General features: G+C 63.8%; 25 protein-coding genes. 13 read left to right on the top strand and 12 right to left on the bottom strand.

Annotation, left to right across the window (positions count from 1 at the left end; translation table 11 throughout):
- Window positions 1–54 precede the first annotated feature (54 nt).
- Entirely contained in the window at window positions 55–234 is a 180-nt protein-coding gene (gene rpmF, locus ACGHJ7_RS02505; RefSeq protein ID WP_390474359.1) for a 50S ribosomal protein L32, read from the bottom strand.
- A 230-nt stretch (window positions 235–464) separates the two neighbouring features.
- On the opposite strand from rpmF, the gene ACGHJ7_RS02500 reads away from it, so the two are divergent.
- Window positions 465–863: an MAPEG family protein gene (locus tag ACGHJ7_RS02500; protein ID WP_390474357.1), complete on the top strand. Its 399-nt coding sequence runs from the start codon at window positions 465–467 to the stop codon at window positions 861–863.
- 48 nt (window positions 864–911) lie between these two features.
- On the opposite strand, the gene ACGHJ7_RS02495 is transcribed toward ACGHJ7_RS02500, so the two are convergent.
- Window positions 912–1,553: an MBL fold metallo-hydrolase gene (locus tag ACGHJ7_RS02495; protein WP_390474535.1), complete on the bottom strand. Its 642-nt coding sequence runs from the start codon at window positions 1,551–1,553 to the stop codon at window positions 912–914.
- A 78-nt stretch (window positions 1,554–1,631) separates the two neighbouring features.
- Window positions 1,632–2,303, bottom strand: a complete 672-nt coding sequence (locus ACGHJ7_RS02490) for a helix-turn-helix transcriptional regulator (RefSeq protein ID WP_390474355.1) — start codon at window positions 2,301–2,303, stop codon at window positions 1,632–1,634.
- A gap of 128 nt (window positions 2,304–2,431) precedes the next feature.
- Here ACGHJ7_RS02490 and ACGHJ7_RS02485 point away from each other — a divergent pair, with 128 nt between their 5' ends.
- The 3 genes from ACGHJ7_RS02485 to ACGHJ7_RS02475 all read left to right on the top strand — a co-directional run bounded on the left by ACGHJ7_RS02485 (window position 2,432) and on the right by ACGHJ7_RS02475 (window position 4,034).
- Window positions 2,432–3,034, top strand: a complete 603-nt coding sequence (locus ACGHJ7_RS02485; RefSeq protein ID WP_390474354.1) for a hypothetical protein — start codon at window positions 2,432–2,434, stop codon at window positions 3,032–3,034.
- 67 nt (window positions 3,035–3,101) lie between these two features.
- On the top strand, window positions 3,102–3,524 hold the full coding sequence (locus ACGHJ7_RS02480) for a hypothetical protein (protein ID WP_390474353.1): 423 nt from the start codon (window positions 3,102–3,104) through the stop codon (window positions 3,522–3,524).
- Between the two features lie 9 nt (window positions 3,525–3,533).
- A complete protein-coding gene (locus ACGHJ7_RS02475) occupies window positions 3,534–4,034 on the top strand; it encodes an ImmA/IrrE family metallo-endopeptidase (RefSeq protein ID WP_390474351.1) in 501 nt (166 codons plus the stop codon).
- A 53-nt stretch (window positions 4,035–4,087) separates the two neighbouring features.
- On the opposite strand, the gene ACGHJ7_RS02470 is transcribed toward ACGHJ7_RS02475, so the two are convergent.
- On the bottom strand, window positions 4,088–4,954 hold the full coding sequence (locus tag ACGHJ7_RS02470; RefSeq protein ID WP_390474349.1) for an IS1595 family transposase: 867 nt from the start codon (window positions 4,952–4,954) through the stop codon (window positions 4,088–4,090).
- A 112-nt stretch (window positions 4,955–5,066) separates the two neighbouring features.
- Here ACGHJ7_RS02470 and ACGHJ7_RS02465 point away from each other — a divergent pair, with 112 nt between their 5' ends.
- Together ACGHJ7_RS02465 and ACGHJ7_RS02460 are read left to right on the top strand one after the other, a co-directional pair.
- Window positions 5,067–5,255 carry a hypothetical protein gene (locus ACGHJ7_RS02465; protein ID WP_390474347.1) on the top strand — a complete coding sequence of 63 codons (189 nt, stop codon included), beginning with the start codon at window positions 5,067–5,069 and terminating at the stop codon, window positions 5,253–5,255.
- Window positions 5,245–5,658 carry a hypothetical protein gene (locus tag ACGHJ7_RS02460; RefSeq protein WP_390474345.1) on the top strand — a complete coding sequence of 138 codons (414 nt, stop codon included), beginning with the start codon at window positions 5,245–5,247 and terminating at the stop codon, window positions 5,656–5,658. Before ACGHJ7_RS02465 ends, ACGHJ7_RS02460 begins: the two co-directional genes overlap by 11 nt.
- Before the next feature lie 10 nt (window positions 5,659–5,668).
- Here the strand turns inward: ACGHJ7_RS02460 and ACGHJ7_RS02455 are convergent, their stop codons facing one another.
- The 6 genes from ACGHJ7_RS02455 to ACGHJ7_RS02430 form a co-directional block, all read right to left on the bottom strand.
- Window positions 5,669–6,607, bottom strand: coding sequence for a D-2-hydroxyacid dehydrogenase (locus ACGHJ7_RS02455; protein ID WP_390474343.1), 939 nt, complete (start codon window positions 6,605–6,607; stop codon window positions 5,669–5,671).
- Complete coding sequence (gene cysS, locus ACGHJ7_RS02450) at window positions 6,604–8,085, bottom strand: cysteine--tRNA ligase (protein WP_390474341.1); 1,482 nt, start codon at window positions 8,083–8,085, stop codon at window positions 6,604–6,606. The genes ACGHJ7_RS02455 and cysS overlap by 4 nt, the downstream gene beginning before the upstream one ends.
- 30 nt (window positions 8,086–8,115) lie before the next feature.
- Window positions 8,116–8,778: a nitroreductase gene (locus ACGHJ7_RS02445; protein ID WP_390474339.1), complete on the bottom strand. Its 663-nt coding sequence runs from the start codon at window positions 8,776–8,778 to the stop codon at window positions 8,116–8,118.
- 1 nt (window position 8,779) lies between these two features.
- Window positions 8,780–10,603, bottom strand: coding sequence for a cobaltochelatase subunit CobT (gene cobT, locus ACGHJ7_RS02440; RefSeq protein WP_390474337.1), 1,824 nt, complete (start codon window positions 10,601–10,603; stop codon window positions 8,780–8,782).
- Between the two features lie 6 nt (window positions 10,604–10,609).
- Window positions 10,610–11,263: a fructose-6-phosphate aldolase gene (gene fsa, locus ACGHJ7_RS02435; RefSeq protein WP_390474335.1), complete on the bottom strand. Its 654-nt coding sequence runs from the start codon at window positions 11,261–11,263 to the stop codon at window positions 10,610–10,612.
- A 95-nt stretch (window positions 11,264–11,358) separates the two neighbouring features.
- On the bottom strand, window positions 11,359–12,060 hold the full coding sequence (locus ACGHJ7_RS02430; RefSeq protein WP_390474333.1) for a DUF4197 domain-containing protein: 702 nt from the start codon (window positions 12,058–12,060) through the stop codon (window positions 11,359–11,361).
- A 55-nt stretch (window positions 12,061–12,115) separates the two neighbouring features.
- Between ACGHJ7_RS02430 and ACGHJ7_RS02425 the strand changes: the two genes are divergently transcribed.
- The 4 genes from ACGHJ7_RS02425 to ACGHJ7_RS02410 are packed head-to-tail and all read left to right on the top strand — an operon-like array spanning window position 12,116 to window position 17,635.
- A complete protein-coding gene (locus ACGHJ7_RS02425) occupies window positions 12,116–14,281 on the top strand; it encodes a primosomal protein N' (protein WP_390474331.1) in 2,166 nt (721 codons plus the stop codon).
- Window positions 14,282–14,295: 14 nt separating this feature from the next.
- Window positions 14,296–14,940: a glutathione S-transferase family protein gene (locus ACGHJ7_RS02420; protein ID WP_390474329.1), complete on the top strand. Its 645-nt coding sequence runs from the start codon at window positions 14,296–14,298 to the stop codon at window positions 14,938–14,940.
- 19 nt (window positions 14,941–14,959) lie between these two features.
- Window positions 14,960–16,531 (top strand): cryptochrome/photolyase family protein, encoded by a 1,572-nt coding sequence (locus ACGHJ7_RS02415; RefSeq protein WP_390474327.1) that lies wholly within the window; start codon window positions 14,960–14,962, stop codon window positions 16,529–16,531.
- A 60-nt stretch (window positions 16,532–16,591) separates the two neighbouring features.
- Entirely contained in the window at window positions 16,592–17,635 is a 1,044-nt protein-coding gene (locus ACGHJ7_RS02410; protein ID WP_390474325.1) for a PAS domain-containing protein, read from the top strand.
- Window positions 17,636–17,647: 12 nt separating this feature from the next.
- Here ACGHJ7_RS02410 and ACGHJ7_RS02405 read toward each other — a convergent pair whose 3' ends face one another.
- Complete coding sequence (locus ACGHJ7_RS02405) at window positions 17,648–18,700, bottom strand: bifunctional transcriptional activator/DNA repair enzyme AdaA (RefSeq protein WP_390474323.1); 1,053 nt, start codon at window positions 18,698–18,700, stop codon at window positions 17,648–17,650.
- 78 nt (window positions 18,701–18,778) lie between these two features.
- Between ACGHJ7_RS02405 and ACGHJ7_RS02400 the strand changes: the two genes are divergently transcribed.
- Window positions 18,779–20,404: a S1C family serine protease gene (locus ACGHJ7_RS02400; RefSeq protein WP_390474321.1), complete on the top strand. Its 1,626-nt coding sequence runs from the start codon at window positions 18,779–18,781 to the stop codon at window positions 20,402–20,404.
- Window positions 20,405–20,432: 28 nt separating this feature from the next.
- On the opposite strand, the gene ACGHJ7_RS02395 is transcribed toward ACGHJ7_RS02400, so the two are convergent.
- A complete protein-coding gene (locus ACGHJ7_RS02395) occupies window positions 20,433–21,260 on the bottom strand; it encodes a TauD/TfdA dioxygenase family protein (RefSeq protein WP_390474319.1) in 828 nt (275 codons plus the stop codon).
- A gap of 196 nt (window positions 21,261–21,456) precedes the next feature.
- On the opposite strand from ACGHJ7_RS02395, the gene ACGHJ7_RS02390 reads away from it, so the two are divergent.
- Window positions 21,457–22,011 (top strand): F0F1 ATP synthase subunit delta, encoded by a 555-nt coding sequence (locus tag ACGHJ7_RS02390; RefSeq protein ID WP_390474317.1) that lies wholly within the window; start codon window positions 21,457–21,459, stop codon window positions 22,009–22,011.
- Window positions 22,012–22,022: 11 nt separating this feature from the next.
- Window positions 22,023–23,552: a F0F1 ATP synthase subunit alpha gene (gene atpA / locus ACGHJ7_RS02385; protein ID WP_390474316.1), complete on the top strand. Its 1,530-nt coding sequence runs from the start codon at window positions 22,023–22,025 to the stop codon at window positions 23,550–23,552.
- The last annotated feature ends 2 nt before the right edge of the window (window positions 23,553–23,554 follow it).

Below are 23,554 nucleotides of genomic sequence, written 5' to 3'. Positions count from 1 at the left end.
CGGCTGGACTGAATCGAAAATCCGCCCAAAATACTGGCGGATTTCAAGGGCAAACTACAGGCTGGGCGCGAGGACTTCGCGGCCGTTGTAGAAACCGCAATGCGGGCACAGATTGTGCGGGCGCTTCAGCTCGCCGCAATTGTTGCACTCGTGATGTGCCTCGACCTTCAGCGAATCGTGAGCGCGGCGATTGCCACGGCGATGCGGGGATACTTTTCTTTTGGGGACAGCCATCTCGGCACCGTTCCTCGAAATCTATCAAACTGTTGCGGAGCCGCATGTAGGTGAAGGACCGCACCGACACAACCCGGAAAGGATGCATGCGGAATGGCCCGACGGTAATGCGGCGAAGGCGCGGCCTATAGCGCAATTGCCGTGCGTTGCAACCTCTGCCCGCGCCATCTAGGCCTGCCACGATGCAATAACCGCGGGGCACTCGCGGGAAATACGGGGGAATCGTGATCATGGGCTTCATCCTGCCGACGACGCTGGCGCTGGCCGCAGCGACTGCGCTGACCAATATCTGGCTGTCGATCCGCATCGGCGCATTGCGGCGCGCCCACGCGATTTCCGTCGGCGATGGCGGGAACGAGGCCCTGTCGCGGCGCATGCGGGCCCAGCTCAATTTTGCGGAGAACACCCCGCTGGTCCTGGTGCTGGTCGCCGCGATCGAACTGACCGCGAAGGGCGGCGTCTGGTTGCCCTGGGTCGCGCTCGCCTATGCGCTGGGACGCGTATTGCACGGTTTCGGCATGGATGGCGGCGGACTGCAATGGGGCCGGATGGTCGGTACGATCGTGACGCTGCTGGTGCAACTGGGTCTCGGCATCTTCGCTGCGTTGATCGCGATGCGGATCATCTGAGCACCCGCCGCACCGACGCGCGGGCCTGCGGCAATCAGGACAGCGCAATCACGACAAGGCAGCGTCGCTGACGAAGGCGTTGGTCTTGCGCTCCTGACCGAACGTGCTGGTCGGACCGTGGCCGGGGATGAAGGTCACGTCGTCGCCCAGCGGCCACAGCTTCTGGGTGATGGCATCGATCAGGTCCTGGTGATTGCCCATGGGGAAATCGGTGCGCCCGATGCTGCCCTGGAAGATCACGTCGCCGACCACGGCGAACTTGCTCGGCCGGTGGAAGAAGACCACTTGGCCCGGCGTGTGACCGGGGCAATGGATGACCTCCAGCGTCAGGTCGCCGACCGTCACGGTGTCGCCATCGACCAGCCAGCGATCGGGTTCGAAGACCTGCGAGTTCATGCCGTAGCGCGCACCGTCTTCCTCCAGACGCGCGATCCAGAACCGGTCGGCCTCGTGCGGGCCCTCGATCGGCAGGCCCAGCTCTTTCGCAAGCACGCCCGCTTCGCCGCAATGGTCCATGTGGCCATGGGTGATGAGGATCTTCTCCAGCTCGACGCCGGATTTCGCCACGCCTGCCTTCAACTTGTCCAGATCGCCGCCGGGATCGACCAGCGCGCCCCTGTTCGTGGCGGTGCACCAGATCAGCGAGCAATTCTGCTGGAGCGGGGTCACGGGAATGATGCCCGCCTTCATCGGCGGCAAAGGCTTGGCGGTGCTGGGCGTATCGGTCATGACCCGTGATGTGGAGCCTGCAGCGCGGCTTCGCAAGCGTCAGATCCGCCCGCTCTTCCATACGACGCGGCCGATGATCTCGACCTCGTCCATCGACACCTCCACCGGCGGATAGCTCAGGTTCTGGCTCAGCAGGGTCAGGCGTCCCTTGCCCGGACTGGCGATCCGCTTGATCAGAAGCGTATCGCCCATCCGCACGACATGGACCCCGTCGCGAAAAGGGCGCGGCGTGCGGTCGACCAGGACCTCGTCCCCTGCGCGCAGCAGCGGCTCCATGCTGTCGCCCTCGACGGTAACCGCGCTCAGCATCTTTGGATCGAGGCCGTTGTCGCGCAGCCAGCGGCCGGAAAACCCGAAATTGTCGAACGGGGTCTCACCGGCTGCGAATTGCCCCGGCCCGGCCGCAACACTGACCGGCAGGCGCGGGACCGCGATGAAATCGTCGTCCCAAAGGGGCGCGAAAGATGCATAGGATTTTTCCTCCGCCCCGCCCAGCTCCGATTCGTGGACGCCGAAGAATTCCGCCAGTTTCCGGCGGTCGCCCTCCTCCAGCTTCTTCGGGCTGCCCTTGCGTATGAATTGCTGCAAGTAACTGGCATTACGACCGATAAAGGCAGAAAGCGAAGACAGGCTCGCGTCCCGTTCCTCCGCAAGCTGGAGCAGGCGACCCCGCGGATCGGAGGCCGGATTATCAAAGGATGGGTTGGGCATACTTCCTACCTAGACGAAAGATTTTTCCTAGACAAGTAGGATTTGGGGATTATCCCGTTGGAACAAGTAATCCACAGACCGAACCACGCCGACTCCCGAATCAGGGGGCGCGGTGATATGGGGATGGGATGGAAAAACGTCAGCTTATCCGCTTGGTGGGCAAAGTCTTGTTTTGGGTCGCCATCGTGGTTTTAGGGCTGAACCTTGAAAACCTAGCTGAAGCGTTTGGCTACGATTCCGTTTTGGCTGACTTCGCACAAGGCGAGGGATTCTTCCCCGCTGTGTGGTCGGTCATGACGAGTGACCTCGTGTTTTTTGGTGCCCTAGTTGCGCTAGGCGCAGGAATTGCCGCGTGGGCTGACCACTTTGCGAAAAAGTGGGACTCCACCCATCTGACTCACGAACAGCAGTGTGTGGCTCAATCGTGGCCTCTAAGGATTCTTGCAGACGAATTAGAACGCGCCAGTCACTTGCCTCAAATTCCGGCTGAGATTTTTTCGAAGTTAACCAGTCGCTACAATACACTTCGGGATTTAGGCTTTGGTGCGCCTAGTCCCCCGCTAGACGATCCACGGGCATGGTTTGAAATACACCAAGTTTACTTGCGCCTGCTGTGGCCCATTTTGAACGACGGTCATGTCGATTTAGCCAAGTTAGAATCCATGCGCTGGAACGGCCAAGTAACGAAGCCGTTGAGCGGAGTAAGCCAACAAGATAGCCGAATTGCTTGAAGGGCAAATTTCGTTCCATAAAATACTATGGTTACGGGTATTTTACCTTTCTAGGCCACACCAAGATATGGAACAAATTTTCGGCAAAAAAGTAAAGCCATGGCTTGTGAACGCAATGATGTGGCTGGTCATGGGCTTGGTGATCTTTTTGGCTTACGCGGTGTGGTTTTTGACCATGCGCGGGAAGCAACCCGTGTCTGGGGGCAACCTTGTCGAAAACGGCTTCGACACTATATCAGTCCAGCTCGATATTCTCAGCCTGACTTTCGCCGCCGTAGGCATAAGTTTGGCTTTTCTGGGATGGTTCAGTTATCAAAATCTGAAAGAAGGGGCTGATAACATGGCCCGCAAAACTGCGTATGCAGTCGCAGAGAAGGTCGCGACGCAGGCGGTTGCCAAAGCCTTGGAGAATGCTCGGATTCCAGATGCGGATAGCAGGAAAACTAGCGCCCCAGATCCAGGTGTGGTAGAGGAAATTCAAGAAGGATAAAGGCGCGCCATGGGCATTTTGACAGCCGAGAAGGTTATACGAGAGCATCAGGCGTCTGCGCCTGTGCAAACCGTTGATATTGCTCGTGCCCTCGGCATCACGCTTTTCAAAACTAAAAGTTGGCCGGATAATATTTCGGGAATGATCCGAAAAGATGACAAGTCGGGTCCAAGTGGTTTCACAATTTACGTCAATGGCAACCATCCTAGAGTGCGGCGGCGTTTTACCATCGCGCATGAAATTGCGCATTACGCTTTGCATGAAAGCCTTATCGGAGATGGTATTTCTGACGATGCGCTTTATCGGAGCGGTCTCAGTTCATCCGTAGAGACACAGGCAAACCGAATGGCGGCAGATATTTTGATGCCGTGGCATCTTATTGATGAAGCAACTTCGCAGGGCCTAGGCAGTGTTGAAAAATTGGCTCGGCATTTCGATGTCTCCCGCAGCACGATGGCTATACAGTTAGGCGTTCCGTATGACGCAGATTTTACCTATGCCGCAGTCTAATCCGCATATTCAATTCGACCGCCTCCTAGAGGCCATGGCCAAAGGCGAACCGCCTAAAACGAAGCCATCAACTCCGAAAGCATCGCCTGCGGATGGTTCCGCCAGTTGTGACGAAACTCAAACTCGCCAAGATACTTAGGCAGGTGCTTCGCGCTAACGTGGATATGCGTCCCGTTGATACCGCGCTTTAGCTGCGCCCAGAAGCCTTCAATCCCGTTCACCGTCACGCCTTCGGCACTGACATATTCGCGGCGGCTATGGTTTACGCGCTTGTGCGTGTGAGTGAGAGCGATGCCGCTGTAACCGTGCAGTTCGTCCGTATGCACTTCGCTACCAGCTAGGATATTTTTGCCAACCTGCGGCAGCAGCGTAGCGCCACGGCGGTTGGCGACAACGCGGGTGATTACGTCGCCGCCGCGCTCTTTCATGCCCAGCACAACCGTCTTGCCCTTGCCGCCGAAGCCGCCCTTGTCATAGCCGCCCATGAACGTCTCATCGACTTCCACGATGCGGCCTTCGCCACCTAGCGGCGTGTCACCATCAACCTGCGCCATATACTTGCGAATTTCGTGGCACATTCTCCACGCGGTTTTGTAAGTCACGCCGATCTGGCGCTCGACTTCCTTGGCAGCAACGCCGTTCCGCGTCGTGCAGAACAGGAACATCAAATAGAACCAGTCTCGAAGGCTTGTGCGGGTCCGATGGAAGGGCGTGCCAGCGGTCGGATAGACCTGCGCCCCGCAATGCTCGCAAGCGTAACTACGGCGCTTAGCAACGCGGTAGAACTGGGCATCTTTGCCGCACTTGCCGCATTCGTGACGCTCGCCAAACTTGACCAGCTTCAAATGCTCTAGGCAGGCTTCCTCGGTTGGGAAGCGGTCTTGGAATTGGCGAAGGGTGGGGAGTTTCTGTTTGGCCATGCCATTATGTAGCACAGAACCTTACTTGTCGCAAGGGGATAATCCCCTAGGATTTCACGTCCGACCAATGGCCTCAGGGATAGCGAATCACTTGCTGAATTGAGGGTCATAAATGCTCATCCGACGTATCGAAAAATTCCTCCGCGACACGGATATGCCGCCAACCAAGTTCGGTCGCCTGGCGGCGCAGGATCCGCGTTTCGTGCTGGACCTGCGCAATGGTCGCGAGCCGCGCCCGATGATGGAAATGCGCTGCGACGCCTTCATCCGCGGATACCGGGAGGCGATGCATGCAGCGTGAAGCGATCATACCCGCCCGCGCCGACGCCCGTACCGACACTCGCGCCGACGAACACGCCGGGGAAGTGGGAACGCCGCGCCGCAAGACATGCCGGACCCTGTCGGACCGTCTGCGTGATGCCGTGCTCGCTCTGGCTGATGGCCACGGGTCCGTGAAACGTCACACCGAGAAGGCGTGGGCCAGCATCACCTTTGCGGGCACGCGGCACGAATTGCTGCTGGTGTTCGAAGGCGTGGAGGCTGTCGAAGCCGGCGAGACCCTGGTTGCCGACCTGCCGACCCACGAATTCGCCATACCCCGCCAACTGGTCGCCGATGCTGTCGTTACCGCGGTCGACCACACGCTGCTCCCTGCCCCGCGGATGGAGGTGGCCTGCGAATTGCTCCTGCTGGAAGACGCCTAGTCGGCGGTGTTCAATAGCCGAGTGCGAGGTCCATGCGCGGCTCGACCGGTTCGCCCCGGTGCCACCGCTCCAGGTTCAGGACGAACCGGTCGACGCTGCGCTGGAACATCTTGGTCTGCGCCCGGCCCGACAGATGCATGGTGACCTGCGCGTTCTCCAGCGACCACAGCGGATGATCCTGCGGCAGCGGTTCGGGCGTGGTCACGTCGAGCAGGGCCGCCTCGATACTCTTCGCGTCCAGCGCGGACACCAGCGCATCCTGGTCGACGACATCCCCGCGCGCGACATTCACCAGTACGGCCGTGTCCTTCATCGCGCCAAGCTCGTCCGCACCGATCATGCCGCGCGTCTCGTCGGTAGCGGGCACGGCCAGGATCACCCAGTCGAACTCGCCCAGCCTCCCTCGCCATTCGTCGGGCGTCAATGCCCCGTCCGCACCGGAGCGGCGCACGGGCACGACCTCCATGTCGAACGCCTTTAGCCGCGTTTTCACGAGGCTGCCGATGGCCCCCATGCCGAGCAGCAGGACCCGCTCGCCCGCAAGTTCGCGCTTGCCCGGGCTGTCGAGCAGCCATTCGTGCCGGTCCTGCGCACGCACGACCTGCGCGTAGCCCTTGGCGTGGGCCAGCATCATCATGACCACGTATTCGGCGATGGTGATGGCATTGATGCCGACCCCGTTGGTCACGACGACGCCGCGCTCCTGCAACGCGCCGAGCGGCATGAAATCGAGTCCGGCATAGATCGAATTGAGCCATTTCAGCTTCGTCGCGGCCTTCGCGATCGCCGCCATCGGCTCCTTCTCGTTGAGATCGAACCAGCCGATTTCCGCCAGCGGCGCCTTCTCCAGCGCTTCCTCCTTCGAGGCGAACCAATGCGGCTCGAGCCAGTCGGGCAGCCGCGCCTCCAGCATCGGGCGGATCATCGCGGAAAGAAGTGCGGTGGTCATGCGAAATGCTCCAGTTTCCAGTCCCAGCCGAGCGGGTCGCCATCCATGACCTCGACGCCCTTCGCGGCGAGGTCGTCGCGTATGGCGTCGGACAGCGCGAAATCCTTCGCGGCGCGCGCTTCCTTGCGGCGGACGAGTTCGGCTTCGATCTCGGCTTCGGTCACTTGCGCCCCTGCCGGCCGCAGGCGCAATTCCTCGCGCGGGAGGATCATCAGGCCCAGCGGCCACATCATGCCGAGCGCCAGGATGCCCTTCTGGTCCTTGGGCATTTTCTTGGTCGCCAGCACCTCTTCCAGAGCGGTCAGGGCGATGGCGGTGTTGAGATCGTCCGCCAGCGCGTTCTCGAACTTCTCGAGCAGCGGTGCCAGCTTCGGGTGGGTCACTTCCGCGCGCAAACCGTCGGCGCGCGTCGGCGGCGGCGGGGCAAGGCCTGCTTCCTGCGACCACTGGTCCTGTGCTTGCCTCAGACCCATGACCAGTCGTTTCAATCGAACCAACGCCGCGCCAAGGCCTTCCCAGGTAAATTCCAGTTCGCTGCGGTAATGCGCCTGAAGGCACAGCATGCGGTAGGCGAGCGGGTGGTAGCCGCGATCGACCAGCGCCTGCAGCGTCAGGAAGTCGCCGGTGGACTTCGACATCTTCCCCCGTCGGTCGACGAGGAAATTATTGTGCATCCAGATATTTGCGCCCGATTTCTCTCTGCAATTGTGCGCTTGGTTCTGGGCGATTTCGTTCGGGTGGTGAATTTCGCGGTGGTCGATCCCGCCAGTGTGGATGTCGAACGGATGGCCGAGCAGTTCCGCGCTCATCACGCTGCATTCGATATGCCAGCCCGGCGCGCCGCGGCCCCACGGACTGTCCCATTCCATCTGGCGGTCCTCGCCTTCCGGGGTGGTTCGCCAGATGGCGAAGTCGGCGGCGTTGCGCTTGCCCTCGACGCTCTCGATCCGCGCTTCACCCTCTTCGGTGACGGCGCGCGCCAATCGCCCGTATTCCGGCACGGTGGTCACGTCGAAATAGAGCCCGCTTTCGATGCGATAGCAGTGCTTGTCCTCGATCCCCTTGCCCCACTCGATCATCGCCTCGACGTAATCGGTGGCCTTGGGATGTTGCAGCTTGCGAATGTTGAGCCGCGCAAGATCGTCCTCGAACACGCGCTGGTAATAGGCGGCGATGTCCCACGCGCTTTTCCCTGCGCTGGCGGCGGCTTTCTCCATCTTGTCGTCGCCCGCATCGGCGTCGCTCGTCAGATGGCCGACATCGGTGATGTTGACGACATGGGTGAGGTCATAGCCTGCCCAGCTCAGCGTGCGACCCAGCGTATCGGCGAAGACATAGGCGCGCATGTTGCCTACATGCTGGTAATTATAGACCGTCGGCCCGCAGCTATAGACGCGCGCCTCGCCTGCGTGGATCGGGACGAATTGCTCTACCTGGCGGGTGAGCGAATTGAACAATTTGAGCGGGGGCGTGGTCATGCCCCGGCTTTGCCAAGCTGGCAGTTACAGTCAATCCCAGCCGAGAAACTTCACCTGATCGTCCAGCGGCACGCGCTCGCGCTCGAAATTGTTCACCGGGGCTTCCGGGTCGCGGTAGCCGATGGCCATGCCGCAGAAGAACATGGTTTTCTCGTGGTCGAGGCCGAGGAAATCGCGGATCGGCGTTGCGTAGAGCGCCATGAATTCCTGGAAGCAGCAATCGAGCCCCTCCTCGCGCAGCAACAGGGCGACGGTTTGCAGCCACATCCCGGTGTCCGACCACTGCGCCTCCTTCATCAGGCGCGGGAAATAGCAAAGCAGCAGCGCCGGGCTGTCCCAGCTGTCGCGGTTGCGCAGCATCGCTTCCTGCCGCCCGGCATGATCGTCGCGCGCAATGCCGAGCGCACCGAACATCCCCTTCGAGACAGCATTGAGCCGCTGTTTGTATTCCTCTTCCTGCCCCGGCGCGGTCCAGTCGTATTCCGCCTGCCCCATCGGCGCCTCGGCCAGGATGCCGCGCAGTTCCGCCAGCGGCTCGCCGGTCAGGATGGTCGCCTCCCACGGCTGGTAATTGCACCCCGAAGCCGCCCAGCGCGCCGTGTCCATGACGCGGCGGATGGTCTCGTACTCGACCGGCTGGTCGGTAAAAGCGCGGATCGAGCGGCGGGTGGTGACGGCTTCGGTGACGTTCATTCTATTTCTCCACCTCGAACAGATCCGCCAGCTGCTCGATGATTGTGCCGCCGAGTTGCTCGACGTCCATGATCGTCACCGAGCGCCGGTAATAGCGCGTCACATCGTGGCCGATGCCGATGGCGGCGAGCTGGACGGGCGACTGCTTCTCGATCCATTCGATGACCTTGCGCAGATGCGCTTCGAGATAGCCGGCGCTGTTGACGCTGAGCGTGCTGTCGTCGACCGGCGCTCCGTCGCTAATCACCATCAGGATGCGGCGGTCCTCCGGGCGGCGGAGCAGGCGGTCGTGGGCCCAGAGCAGCGCCTCGCCGTCGATGTTTTCCTTCAGCAGCCCCTCGCGCATCATAAGGCCGAGATTGCGGCGCGCGCGGCGCCATGGCTCGTCGGCCTTCTTGTAGAGGATGTGGCGCAAATCGTTGAGGCGGCCGGGTGCCTGCGGCTTGCCATCGGCCAGCCATGCCTCGCGCGATTGGCCGCCCTTCCACGCGCGGGTGGTGAAGCCGAGGATCTCGGTCTTCACCCCGCAGCGTTCCAGCGTGCGCGCCATGATGTCGGCGCTGATTGCCGCGATGGAGATGGGCCGACCGCGCATCGAGCCCGAATTGTCGATCAGCAGGGTGACGACCGTGTCCTTGAACTCGGTATCGCGCTCGGTCTTGTAGCTCAATGACTGGCCCGGGCTGATAACCACGCGGGCGAGCCGCGCCGCATCGAGCAAGCCTTCTTCCTGGTCGAAGTCCCAGCTGCGGTTCTGCTGCGCCATCAGGCGGCGCTGGAGGCGGTTGGCAAGCTTCGTCACCACCGATTGCAGGCCGGTCAGCTGGCTGTCGAGATAGGCGCGAAGCCGGTCCAGCTCCTCGGCATCGCACAGCTCGGGCGCCTCGATCTCCTCGTCGAATTTCGTCGTGTAGGCGGTGTAGTCGAAGCTGTCGGGGATATCGGTCCACGGGCGGTTCGGGCGGACGGGCTGCATGCCCTCCTCGCCTTCGTCGCCGAGGTCGCCGTCCTGCATCTCCTCTTCGCCGGACAGTTCGGACTCGCCTTCGCCGCTATCTTCGCCCTCTTCCATTTCGCCGGCCATTTCCGCCGGATTGGGCTGGTCCTCGCCGCCGCTTTCCTCGTCCTCGCTTTCGTCCTCTTCCTGGCCGTCCTCGTCCTCGCCGTCATCGTCGTCGGACTGGTCGGGCGCATCCTCGGGACGCGTCAGCTCGAGGTTCTTCAGCATGTCGAGCGCCAGCGACTGGAACGCCTTCTGGTCGCCCGCCTGCGAAGCGAGATCGGCGAAGTCGTCGCCCACCCGTTCCTCGATGAAATTGCGGACCAGGTCGACGCCCGCCTGCGCGCGCTGCGGCACGGCGCGGCCGGTCAGTGCCTCGCGCAGCATCAGGGCAACTGCGGTCTGCAGCGGGACCTCGCTCTCGCTTTTCGCGCGGGCGATGGGATCGGAGGCGGTCCGCAGTTCGACCGCAGCATCGAGATTGGCCGCGATCCCGCTGAAACGGTTGGAGCCCAATGCCTCGTAACGCACCTGCTCGACCGCATCGTAGACGGCGCGGGCAATCGGTTCGGACGGGGCCTGCCGGTCGTGCAGCGCCACGTCGTGGTGGCGCAGTTTGAGTGCGAAGCTGTCGGCAAATCCGCGCGCCTCGGTCGCCTGTTCGGGCGGGAGCGAGCGGCCCGGCAGCGGAACGCGGAAATTGTTGCCAGCCGATGACGGGCTGTCCGCGCTCCACGCGACTTCGACTTCCGGCTCGCGCGCGATGGCACGGGCGCTGCCGGTCAGCGCCCGCTTGAACAGGTCGAGAGGGGTCTCTTCACTCATGCAGGATTACAGGATGCTCTGCCCCGTCGCTTCCCAGTCCTTCAGGAAGCCTTCGATCCCCTTGTCCGTCAGGACATGATTGGCGAGCGCCATGATCACCTTGGGCGGAGCGGTCATCACGTCGGCCCCGATCAGCGCGCTGTCGAGGACATGGCCGACATGGCGCACACTGGCGACGAGGATTTCGGTGTCGAAGGCGTAATTGTCGTAGATCTGGCGAATGTCGCGGATGAGGTCCATTCCGTTCGTGCCGTTATCGTCGTGCCGCCCGACGAAAGGCGAGATGAAGGTTGCCCCGGCCTTTGCCGCGAGCAGCGCCTGGTTGGCCGAGAAGCACAGGGTGACATTGACCATCGTGCCATCACGGGTAAGCGCATTGCAGGTCTTCAGCCCGTCGATCGTCAGCGGCACCTTGATGCAGACATTGTCTGCGATGGCGCGCAGCTTGTCCGCTTCCTTCATCATGGTCGCATGGTCCAGAGCGACGACCTCGGCGCTGACCGGACCATTGGTGATCGAGCAGATTTCCTTCGTCACCTCGATGAAGTCGCGGCCCGATTTGTGGATCAGTGAGGGGTTCGTCGTCACCCCGTCCAGCAGGCCTGTCTCCTCCAGCTCGCGAATGGCGTCTATTTCTGCGGTGTCGGCAAAGAATTTCATGTGCGTGCGTGCTCCGGATGGCGATTCCCTGCCAGCCTTAGCGGGGCGGACCAGCGCGGGCTAGGTGGTCCTGTGGTCCATCCCCGCGTGCAGGATCACAGCAGTCGGTCCGCCGCGCCGAATACCCCGATGATCAGCGGATCGCGGGTCGCCTGCGGATTGGCGCGGATGGCCGCTTCCTCGCGCCCGATCTCGCCCCAGATCGCATCGTCGATGCCATTGGCGACGCGGGTTGCCACGCCGCCGATATCGACGCCGGACAGGGCGGCAATCGCCTGCCCCACCAGCGGATCGCTGGCGACGCGCATCGCATCGCCCAGTTCGGGCACCATCGCATCGATCAGGCGCGTTCCCATGTTCCCGCGCAGGTAGGACGTCGCCGCGCTGGGTCCGCCGCGCACCAGGTCGATCGCGTTCTGGAACCCGATCGTGCGCACGGTATCGAGAACGATGGGTGCCGCCCGGTCGCTCGCCTCCAGCGCGAAGCCTGCGAATTCGCGCTCCAGCCGCGACTTGAAGAGGGCGGAGGTCAGGATGTTCGACAGCACGTCGCCGCGCGCGCCCATAAGGTTGCCAAGCCCGATCTGCGCGACCTGTTCGTCCCAGTACCCGCCCGGCGCGGTCAGGCGGGCGAAGGCCTGTTCGCTGGAGAGGAACAGCAGGCGGCGCACCGCGTCGACCATGCCGAACCCGCCCAGCCCTGTGGTGCAGCCGGACATCAGCAGGCCGCCTGATGCGACGCCGATCCCGCCCAGAAAGGCACGGCGTCCGGTGGTTTTCGTCAAAAGCTCGGTCATTTCAGGGATACTCCATCTTGCCGCCCCACCATTGCGGCTCCCATATGGCAGGCGCATGAACCGCGTCCGCCTCCTTGTCTTCAACGCCGCGCTGGGCGTGCTCGATTACCGTGTGCCGGAAGGGATGCAGGTCGGGCCGGGCAGCGTCGTGGTCGCCCCGCTCGGTCCGCGCCAGATCCTGGGCGTGGTCTGGGAAGAGGACGCTCTGCCATCGCAGTCCGTTCCCGATGCGAAGCTGCGGCCGCTGCTGGACGTCGTGCCGGTCCCGCCGCTCCGCCCGGAACTCAGGCGCCTGATCGAGTGGACGGCGGATTATTACTGTGCCCCGATGAGCGCGGTGGCGCGCATGGTCCTCGCCAGCGGCGGCGCTTTGCGCGGCCCTGCGACGATGACCGAATACCGGCTGACGGGCGGAATGCCCGAACGCATGACACCGCAGCGCGAGCGGGCGATGGAGCGGCTGGAAGGCGAACAGGCGACGATTCGCGAGCTGGCCGAGATGGCCGGCGTGTCCGACGGCGTATTGCGCGGCCTCGTCAACCAGGGGGTGCTGGAGCCGGTGGAGGTCGATATCGACCGCCCCTATCCCCGTGCCACCGCAGACTTTGCCGAACCGGTGCTGTCCCCCGACCAGCAGGAAGTGGCGGGAGACATCGTGGAGGCTGTCGAGGCGCGGCAATTCGCGCCCATCCTGCTCGATGGGGTGACCGGATCGGGCAAGACCGAAACCTATTTCGAACCGGTCGCCGCGGCCTTGCGCGCCGATCGGCAGGTGCTGGTCCTGCTGCCCGAAATCGCGCTGACCGAGGCGTTCCTTCGCCGGTTCGAGGACCGCTTCGGCGCCCCGCCCATCGTGTGGCATTCCAGCCTGAAATCGACCGAGCGCAGGCGGGCATGGCGCGCCATCAGCACGGGCGAGGCGCAGGTGGTGGTCGGCGCACGCTCCGCCCTGTTCCTGCCCTACGCCAATTTGGGACTGGTCGTGGTGGACGAGGCGCACGAGGTCAGTTTCAAGCAGGATGACGGCGTGCGCTACAATGCCCGCGACGTCGCCGTCATGCGTGGGCATTTCGAACAGATCCCCGTGGTGCTGGCCAGCGCCACGCCGGCGCTGGAAAGCCTGCAAATGGCGGAGAGCGGCATCTACCGGAAGCTGGAACTGCCAAGCCGGTTCGGCGGGGCGGAATTGCCGGACATCCAGCTGCTCGACCTGACGCAGGAAAAGCCCGAACGCGGCCGCTGGCTCGCCCCCCGCCTCGCCGATGCGGTGGCCGACCGGCTGGAGAAAGGGGAGCAATCGCTGCTCTTCCTCAACCGGCGCGGCTATGCCCCGCTGACGCTGTGCCGAAATTGCGGATACCGTTTCCAGTGCCCCAATTGCAGCGCGTGGCTGGTCGAGCATCGTTTTACCCAGCGTCTCGCGTGCCATCACTGCGGCCACGATACCGCCCCGCCCGAAACCTGCCCCGATTGCGGCGAGCCCGATTGCATGGTCGCCTGCGGACCGGGGGTCGAGCGGATCGCCGACGAGGTGCGCGAGATCCTGCCCGAGGCGCGCGTCGCGCTCGTCACCAGCGATACGCTCGGCAGCCCGGAACGCGCGGCGGAATTCGTGGCGCAGGCGGAGAGCGGCGCGATCGACGTCATCGTCGGCACGCAGCTGGTTACCAAGGGCTTCCACTTTCCCGAACTGACGTTGGTCGGCGTGGTCGATGCGGACCTCGGCCTGGAAGGCGGCGATTTGCGCGCGGCGGAGCGCACTTACCAGCAGGTCGCGCAGGTCGCAGGCCGTGCCGGACGCGGGGCGAAACCGGGCGAGGTGATCATCCAGACCCGTCACCCAGATGCCCCGGTCATCGCCGCGCTGGAAGCGGGCGACCGCGATGCCTTCTACGAGGCGGAAACCGACGCCCGCCGCCATGCGGGCGCCCCGCCCTTCGGACGCTGGGCGGCGATCATCATATCCAGCGAGGACGAGAAGGAAGCGCGCGAGGCGGCGCAGGCCATCGGCCATGCCCGGCCCGACCTGCCCGACGTTGCCATCCTCGGTCCCGCGCCCGCCCCGATGGCGCTGCTGCGTGGCCGCTACCGCTACCGCCTGCTGGTCAATGCACGGCGCTCCGCCAATGTACAGAAGGCCATTCGCGGCTGGCTGGACCCGCTGGACTTGCCCCGCGGCGTGCGCGTAAGCGTCGACATCGATCCCTATAGCTTCGTTTGAGAGGACCCCCATCCATGAGCACCCTGACCGTCCACCATCTCGGCATTTCGCAGTCCGAGCGCGTCGTCTGGCTGTGCGAGGAGCTGGGGATCGACTATGAGTTCAAACGCTACGACCGCCGGGCGGACAACCGCCTCGCGCCGGACGAGCTGAAAGCGCTGCACCCGGCCGGCATGGCGCCGGTCATCCAGGACGGCGACCTCGTGCTAGCCGAAAGCGGGGCGATCTGCGAATATGTCGATCGCAAATACGGCGCGGAGAAACATTGCCTGCGGCCAGACCACCCCGATTTCGCGGACCACCTCTTCTGGTTCCACTACACCAACGGCACCTTCATGACGAATGGCATGATGCAGCTGATGCTGTCCATGGCCGACGCGCAGAACCCGATGCCCGGCAATTTCGTGGCCGACCGCACGGCCAAGGCATGGGACCAGGTTGAACAGCGGCTGGGCGAGGCCGAGTTCTTCGGGGGCGAGCAGCTGACGCTGGCCGACATCATGATGGTCTATTGCCTGACCACCGCCCGCATGACGCGCGGCACCACGCTGGACGACAAGCCGAACACGCGAGCCTATCTGAAGCGCATCGGCGAGCGCGAGGCCTATCGGCGCATGTGGGCGAAATGCGAGCCGGGAGTGGAGCCGAACCTTTCTTAGGCAGGTGCGTTAGGGGCGCATGAGCGACGACAGTTCCGGCCCGATCCTTGTTCCCATCCTCGGCGACCAGCTGACCCGCACGCTCGCGTCCCTGCGCGGGCGGACGAAGGACGACACCGTCATCCTGATGATGGAGGTCCGGGACGAGGCGACCTACGTCAAGCATCACAAGCAGAAGATCGCGCTGATCTTCTCCGCCATGCGCCATTTCGCGGCGGAGCTGGAAGATGCCGGCTGGCAGGTCGACTACGTGAAGCTGACGGACGAGGACAATGCCGGCAGCTTCACCGGCGAAGTCGCCCGCGCCGTGGAACGTCACGACCCGCGCGCGGTCCACATTGTCGAAGCGGGCGAATGGCGCGTGCAGCAGGCGATTGAGGAATGGCCGGACAAGTTCGACTGCGAAGTCGAGATTCTGACCGACGACCGTTTCGTCTGCACCCTCGCCGAATTCAACGAATGGGCGGAGGATCGCAAGACGCTGCGGATGGAGAATTTCTACCGCGAAATGCGCCGCAAGACCGGCCTGCTGATGAACGGCGAGGAGCCCGAAGGCGGCGACTGGAATTACGACAGCGAGAACCGCAAGCCGCCCAGGGAAGGACTGGAGGCTCCGCAGCGCCCGCTGTTCGAACCCGACGAGATCACGCAGGAATGCATCGCTCTCGTCGAGGAGAAATTCGGCGATCATTTCGGCAGCCTCGAGACCTTCCGCTGGCCCGTCACCCGAGGCGAGGCGGAAAAGGCCGCCGATGCCTTCTTTGCCGAGCGGATCGAGAAGTTCGGCCCATACCAGGACGCGATGGTCCACGGGCAGGACGACCTGTTCCACTCGATGCTTTCGACCAGCATCAACCTAGGTCTGCTCGACCCTCTGGAACTGTGCGAGCGGGCACAGAAATCCTATGAAAACGGCAAGGCGCCGATCAATTCGGTCGAGGGTTTCATCCGCCAGCTGATCGGCTGGCGCGAATATGTCCGCGGCTTCTACTGGCGCTTCATGCCGGGGCTGGAAAGCGACAATGCTCTGAACGCCCAGCGCGCCTTGCCCGAATTCTACTGGACCGGCGAGACAGACATGCGCTGCCTCGCCGATGCAATCCGGTCCACCCGCGACAATGCCCACGCCCATCATATCCAGCGCCTGATGGTGCTGGGCAATTTCGCGCTGATCGCCGGCATCGACCCGCGCGAGGTGCAGGATTGGTACCTGGTCGTTTACGCCGACGCCTATGAATGGGTCGAACTGCCCAATGTCGCCGCCATGATCCTTTACGCCGATGGCGGGAAACTGGCGACAAAGCCCTATGCGGCGAGCGGGAATTACATCAACAAGATGAGCAATTACTGCTCGGACTGCAAATACTCGGTCAGCAAGAAGACCGAGGAGGATGCCTGCCCTTTCAATTCGCTCTACTGGCGCTTCATGGACCGCCACCGCGACCGGCTGGAAAGCAATCCGCGCATCGGGCGCATCTATTCCAACTGGGACCGGATGGATGAGGACAAGCGGCAGGCCTATCTCGACCGGGCCGAGGCATTTCTGGACACCTTGACGCCTGCAGACAGTCGCTGGGCGCGTACCGACTAGTTGCCACTGGACAAACCCGCTTGCCCTGCGCTTAAAAAGAGGCGGCAAACAGGGACAGTCATGGCAGATAATAACGAACCAGAAGACCAGCGTGCGTATGAGCGACTGCCGTTCTCGCTCACTATCGCGAACCTTTCGCTGGAAGACGAGCCGCTGGTATATGTAAACCGCGCGTTCGAACAGATGACCGGCTATTCCTCCGCGTCCGTCCTGGGGCGCAATTGCCGTTTCCTGCAGGGCGAGAAAACCGATCAAGAGAAGGTCAGGCAGCTTTCCAGGGCAATTCACAAGCGCGAGGAAATCGAGACCAGCATCTATAACTACCGCGCCAATGGCGAGGGGTTCTGGAATCGCCTGGTCATGGGCCCGCTGGAGGAGAAAGAGGGCGAGACAAGCGATTTTTACGTCGGCATCCAGTACGATATGGGGTCCGATATTTCCCCCACCCCGTCGGAAACGGTCGAGAACCAGCTGGCCGAAGTCCAGCACCGGGTGAAGAACCACCTGTCCATGGTCATCAGCATGATCCGCCTGCAGGCGCGCAAGCCGGTGAAGACGGAAGCCGATTTCGATTCCCTTTCGCGCCGGGTCGAGGCGCTCCAGCTTCTGTATCAGGAGATGGATGCAGGCGGCGCTGGACGTGCGTCGGAGAAGACCATCGCGCTGGGCGCTTACCTGACCCGCATTTCATCGGCGATCAATCATCTCGACGGCCGCCCGGGGGTGAAAGCCAATTTCGAAGCCGACACAATCAAGGTGGAGACCGAAACGGCAGCACGGATCGGTCTGATCGTCTCGGAAATCCTGACCAATTCGCTGCAACACGCGTTCAAAGGCCGGGATGAAGGCACGTTGATTTCGCGCGCCATTCTCCTGTCGGAAGATCGGTTGCGTATCTCGATCGAGGATGACGGCGTCGGCATTCCGGACGATTGCAACTGGCCGCACGAGGGCAATCTGGGTGCGCGGATCGTCACGACTCTGGTCGCCGGTCTACAGGGCGAGCTCAACGTCATTCGCGGCAGTACGGGGACGATCATCCACCTCGACATTCCGCTGGCGAAACAGGCCGCGCAGATCGAGGATGAACGGGCAAAAGGCTGACCGTATCCGGCTTCAGTCCGCCCCTGCGCCCTCGCGCCTCAGCAATTCGGCCTTGATCTCCGGCCCGTAAGCATAACCGCCGATCGAACCATCCGCCTGCACCACGCGGTGGCAGGGGATAAGGACCGCGATATTGTTCGCGCCATTGGCGCTGCCGACCGCGCGGCTGGCCTTCGGATTGCCCAGCATGGCCGCCTGTTCGCCGTAACTGCGCGTATCGCCGGCAGGGATTTCGCGCAAGGCCTGCCAGCACCGCTGCTGGAACGCCGTGCCGCGCACGTCGAGCGGGATGTCTGCGCCGCTGCCGGGCGTCTCCACCGCCTCGGCCACCCGTTCGAACAATTTGCGAAACGACTCGCTTCCTTCGTGCAGTTCGGCGTTGGGAAAACGGGCACGCAAATCCGCTTCGCCTTCATTGAAGCTGAGACAGCATACGCCGATCTCGGTCGCGGCAACCAACATGGGGGCGATGCTGGTATCGACCACGCTCCAATGAATGACGCGGCCCCTGCCGCCGTTCCGCCAGTCGCTCGCCGTCATGCCCATCCTGTCCTCCATCGCTGCATAGAAGCGGCTCGGCGCCTCGTAGCCCGCATCGTAGATTGCGTCGCTCACCCGCTCCGCCTTGCCCAGCGCATCTTTCGCCCGCTCTTCCTTCAGCGCCCGGTCATAGGCGGCAGGTGACAGGCCCGTCGCCCGCTTGAACAGGCGCTGGAAATGGCCGGGGGAATAGCCCGATGCCGCCGCCAGTTCCGCCAGCGACGAGCGTGAGCGGGATTGCCTGATCGTCTCGATGGCCGCCAGCACGGCGGCCTCGTCACGGGCGACGTCGTCGGGCAGGCAGCGCTTGCAGGCGCGCAGGCCGGCTTTGCGCGCCTGAGCTCCATCGGCAAAGAAGCGCACATTCCTGCGCGCAGGATGGCGCGCGGCGCAGGACGGGCGGCAATAGATACCCGTCGACAGCACGCCGGTGACGAACCGGCCGTCCATCGCTCGGTCGCGGCGCAGCACGGCTGCCCAGCGCGCATCGTCGCTTTCCGCCTGTTCTTGCGTGTCCTGCGTCATGCCCCTTCCCTAGCGCAGCGAGACACGGGTGGCATCCCGAAGCTTGCGGTCAAAGCGCGCGGCGATAGAAGCGGGGGCATGAAAAGACTTCTCGCGCTGTTCGCGATCCTGTTGGCCGCGCCACTGGCCCCGGCGCTGGCAGAGCCCGCCGATATCGAGGCTGCAGCGCGCGGCGTGGTTCGTGTCGTGATCCTGGAAGGGACGGACGGCTACCCCGATGATGCACCGCGCCCGATCAGCCACGGGACGGGCTTTACGGTCAGCCCGACGCAGATCGTGACCAATGCCCATGTCGTGATGCAGGCGCAGGCCGATCCGGAACTTCGCATCGGCATCGTGCCGGGCGACGGGGCGGAAAGCACCTATGCCCGGCTCGTCCAGTTCAGCCCGCGCGCAGACCTCGCCCTGATCGAGATTACCGGCGACCTGCGCCTGCCGCCCCTGACGCTGGCCGGACAGCGTCCGGGCAGCGGCGAGGCGACGGCGGTGGGCTATCCCATGAATGTCGACCGCGCGCAGGGCCTCGACATCGGCGACATCATCCGCAGCCAGCCGCCGGTGAAAAGCCGGGGCTTCCTGTCGGGCGAGCGGCCCAGCCGCGAATTCGACACGCTGCTGCATACAGCGCCCATCGCGCGGGGCAATTCGGGCGGACCGCTGCTGGATGCGTGTGGCCGCGTGCTCGGCGTGAACAGTTTCGGCGCGGACAGCGAAGGCGCGGATGGAGAATTCTATTTCGCCGTCTCCAACCGCGAGCTGCTTCCTTTCCTCTCGGCAGCGGACATCTCGCCGCGCGTCAATGCCAGCCCCTGCCGCAGTCTCGCCGATTTGGATGCAGAGGAACGCGAACGGGCAGCGCGCGAGCAGATGCTGGCGCAGGCGGAACTGGAAGACAGGAGCGAGGCCCAGCGCGAACGCCTCGCCCGTGCGCAGCTGGAAGCGACGCAGGAAGTCCAGGCCGAACGCGAAGACCGCATGGCGCTGGCGCTGGTTCTTCTGCTGGCAGGCGTGGCCTGCGGTTTCGCGGCCTGGCAGCGCTGGGCCTCGGCTGTGCGCCGAGAGGGCATCCCGAGCCTCCAGACGGACACCGATATTGATGAGGGCACCTACGAAGCCGACCCGCCGCGGTACGGCATCGCCATCGCCCTCGCCGTCGCGGCCGCCGCCCTGCTGGTGGCGGCGCTCGCCCTCTGGTTCACGCGGCCCGGTCTCGACGCGGTGGACCGCCGGGTCGCCGCCGCCATGGCCGAGGGGCAGGACGGCGAAAGCGGCGAGGCAGGTCCGGCAACGCCCGAGGGTGAAATTACGCTGATCTGCCGCCTCCAGCCAGAGCGAAGCCGCATCACCGGCGCTCCTGCGGAAACGGTCGAATTCAGCTGGACCCCGGATGGCTGCGTCAACGGGCGAACGCAATACGGGCAGACCTCCGGCGAATGGAGCCGCGTCTTCGTCCCGAACGAGGAAGCGGTCGTCTCGGTCAACAGCTATGCCCCGGGCAGCCGGACCTACCGCGTCGACCGGTACCTGCTGACCCGGAGCGACATGGCCGCCGCGCGCGAGGCACGCAGCGCCTACTCCACCCCGTCCTGCGAGGCCGAGGGAGCATCCTCGCGCCTTGGCGACCTGCAGGGCGCGGTCATCGCCGGCCTTCCGCAAAGGCCCAACGAACGGCTGGTCTACCAGTGCGAGATCCAAAGCCGGTAAGCGGGCGGACTGGCGGGCTGCAAAGTGCTCAGGCCGCCAGCGGTTCCCCGCTCAGCGTGATCCGGTGCATCTCGCGCCGGTGGCCCTGGTAATCGTTCAGCGCGTTGTGCCACGTCGTGCGATTGTCCCAGATCGCGACCGTGCCCGGCCGCCATTGGAGGCGGCACTGATTGTCCCCGGTCAGCGCCGCATCCAGCAGCCTCTGCAGCAGCGGCAGGCTTTCCTCGCGCGTCCGGCCAACGAAATTGATGGTGAAGCTGCCATTGACGTAGAGCAGCTTGCGCCCCGTTTGCGGATGGCGGACCACGACTGGGTGGACGGCGCCCGTCTTCAGGTCCTGTCCGCGCAAATTCTTGCCCATGTCGGTCTTCGCGTAGATGCCGTCCGCCTTGTAGACATGGTCGGCGGTATGGAACGCCTCCAGCTCCTCGATCTCGTCCTTCAGGTCCTGTGGCAGCGCGTCGTAGGCCGCCCCCATATGCGCCCATTCGGTATCGCCGCCTTGCGGGGGAAGGTCGCGCGCCACCAGGATGGACCCCATGGCCGGCACCTGGTCGTAGGAATGATCGGTATGCCACGCCCCGCCGATATTGGTCGACTCGTCGGCTTCCTTCTTCACGATGGCGATTTCGGGCTGCTCGCCATGGAGAGGGAAGTAATTGTTCACGTCGATCCCGCCCCAGCGGCGGGCGAAGGCGATGTGATCGTCGGGCGAGAAATCCTGATCGCGAAACACCGCCACGCCGTGTTCCCAGATTGCCTGCCTTATCGAATCGAGCGTGTCGCCCTCGGCCTGCGCCAGGGTCACGCCGGAAATCTCCACGCCGCATCGGGGCGCCATCGGGGTCAGCTTCATCGGTCCTCTCCTCCCGTATAATCCCGGCCCTTCGCCTACTCCTTTTCGCTCGGGCAGGGAAGATGTCCCCGCTCGCGCCTTGCATCGCGGTGGGGGGGCTGCTAGGCGCGCGCCAGCTTCGCAAGGACACGTCACCCGTGCCCGGTGCGCAGGCGTTCGCAATGTTATTCCCGCTTTTCCGAGAGGACTTCGCCCAGTGGAGATTTCCGCCGGTATTCAGGCCAGCCTGCCAGGCCGTTATGCTTCCGCGCTGTTCGATCTGGCAGCCGAAGACGGAGTCGTGACCGCAGTCGAATCCGATCTCGACAAGCTGGACGCCGCTCTCGCCGAATCGGGCGAGCTGCGGGCCGTCACCAGCAATCCGCAGATCAGCCGCGTCCAGCAGGGCCAGGCGATCGAAGGCGTGGCCACCGTGCTGGGCCTGTCGGACCTCACGAAGAAGTTTCTCGCCGTGCTGGCGCAGAACCGCCGCCTGTCGACCCTGCCCGGCATGATCCGCGCGTTCCGCATCATCGCGGCGGCACAGCGCGGCGAAGTCACCGCAGAGGTCACCAGCGCCCACGCGCTGACGGACGAGCAGCTCGAGACGCTGCGCCAGAAACTCACCGCCCGCGAAGGCCGCACGGTCAAGCTGTCGCACAGCGTCGACCCGGACCTGCTCGGCGGTCTCGTCGTTACACTGGGGTCGAAGCGCATCGACGGCTCGATCCGCACCCGCCTCAATTCTCTTGCACAAGCCATGAAGGCCTAAAGGACGAACCCATGGAAATCCGCGCCGCAGAAATCTCCAAGGTCATCAAGGACCAGATCGCCAATTTCGGCACCCAGGCCGAAGTCAGCGAAGTCGGTACCGTGCTCAGCGTGGGCGACGGCATCGCCCGCATCCACGGCCTCGACAAGGTCCAGGCCGGTGAAATGGTCGAATTCGCCAATGGCGTGCAGGGCATGGCCCTCAACCTCGAAGCCGACAATGTCGGCGTCGTGATCTTCGGCTCCGACGCCGAGATCAAGGAAGGCGACAGCGTCAAGCGGACCGAGACCATCGTGGACGTTCCCGTCGGCAAGGGCCTGCTGGGCCGCGTGGTCGACGCACTGGGCAACCCGATCGACGGCAAGGGCCCGATCGAGAACGTCGAGCGTCGCCGCGTCGAGGTGAAGGCGCCGGGCATCATCCCGCGTAAATCGGTCGACGAGCCGGTGCAGTCGGGCCTGAAGGCGATCGACGCCCTCGTGCCGGTCGGCCGCGGCCAGCGCGAACTGATCATCGGCGACCGCCAGACCGGCAAGTCCGCCGTTGCCATCGACACCTTCATCAACCAGCGCGAAGCCCACCAGGGCGACGACGAGGGCGAGAAGCTGTACTGCATCTACGTCGCCGTGGGCCAGAAGCGTTCCACCGTCGCGCAGATCGTGAAGAGCCTGGAAGAAAACGGCGCGATGGAATACTCCATCGTCGTCGCCGCCACCGCGTCGGAGCCTGCTCCGCTGCAGTATCTCGCGCCCTATACCGGCTGCACGATGGGTGAATTCTTCCGCGACAACGGCATGCACGCCGTCATCGTCTACGACGACCTTTCGAAGCAGGCCGTGGCCTATCGCCAGATGTCCCTGCTGCTGCGTCGTCCCCCGGGCCGCGAAGCCTATCCGGGCGACGTCTTCTACCTGCACAGCCGCCTGCTGGAGCGTGCGGCGAAGATGAACGACGACAATGGCGGCGGTTCGCTGACCGCCCTGCCGATCATCGAAACGCAGGCGGGCGACGTGTCGGCCTACATCCCGACCAACGTGATCTCGATCACCGACGGCCAGATCTTCCTCGAAACCGACCTGTTCTACCAGGGCGTGCGTCCGGCCATTAACGTCGGCCTGTCGGTCAGCCGCGTGGGCGGTGCCGCCCAGACGAAGGCGATGAAGAAGGTGTCGGGCTCGATCAAGCTGGAGCTGGCGCAGTACCGCGAAATGGCGGCCTTCGCGCAGTTCGGTTCGGACCTCGACGCATCGACGCAGAAACTGCTGAGCCGCGGTGCGCGCCTGACGGAACTGCTCAAGCAGCCGCAGTTCTCGCCCATGCCGTTCGAAGAGCAGACCGTGTCGATCTTCGCCGGCACCAACGGTTATCTCGACAATGTCGCGGTCGACCGGGTGACGGAATACGAAACCGCCATGCTCAGCTTCATGCGCAACGAACATGCCGACATCCTGAAGGACATCCGCACGAGCAAGAAGTTCGAAGGCGACACCAAGGATGCAACCGTGAAGGCGCTCGACACCTTCGCAAAGCAGTTCGCCTGAGT

Origin of the sequence: Altererythrobacter sp. MTPC7 (genome assembly GCF_042851395.1) — a bacterium.
Taxonomy (GTDB): domain Bacteria; phylum Pseudomonadota; class Alphaproteobacteria; order Sphingomonadales; family Sphingomonadaceae; genus CAJXSN01.
Note: the sequence above shows the minus strand (reverse complement) of the source record. Positions and strands in the feature narration are given on the sequence as shown.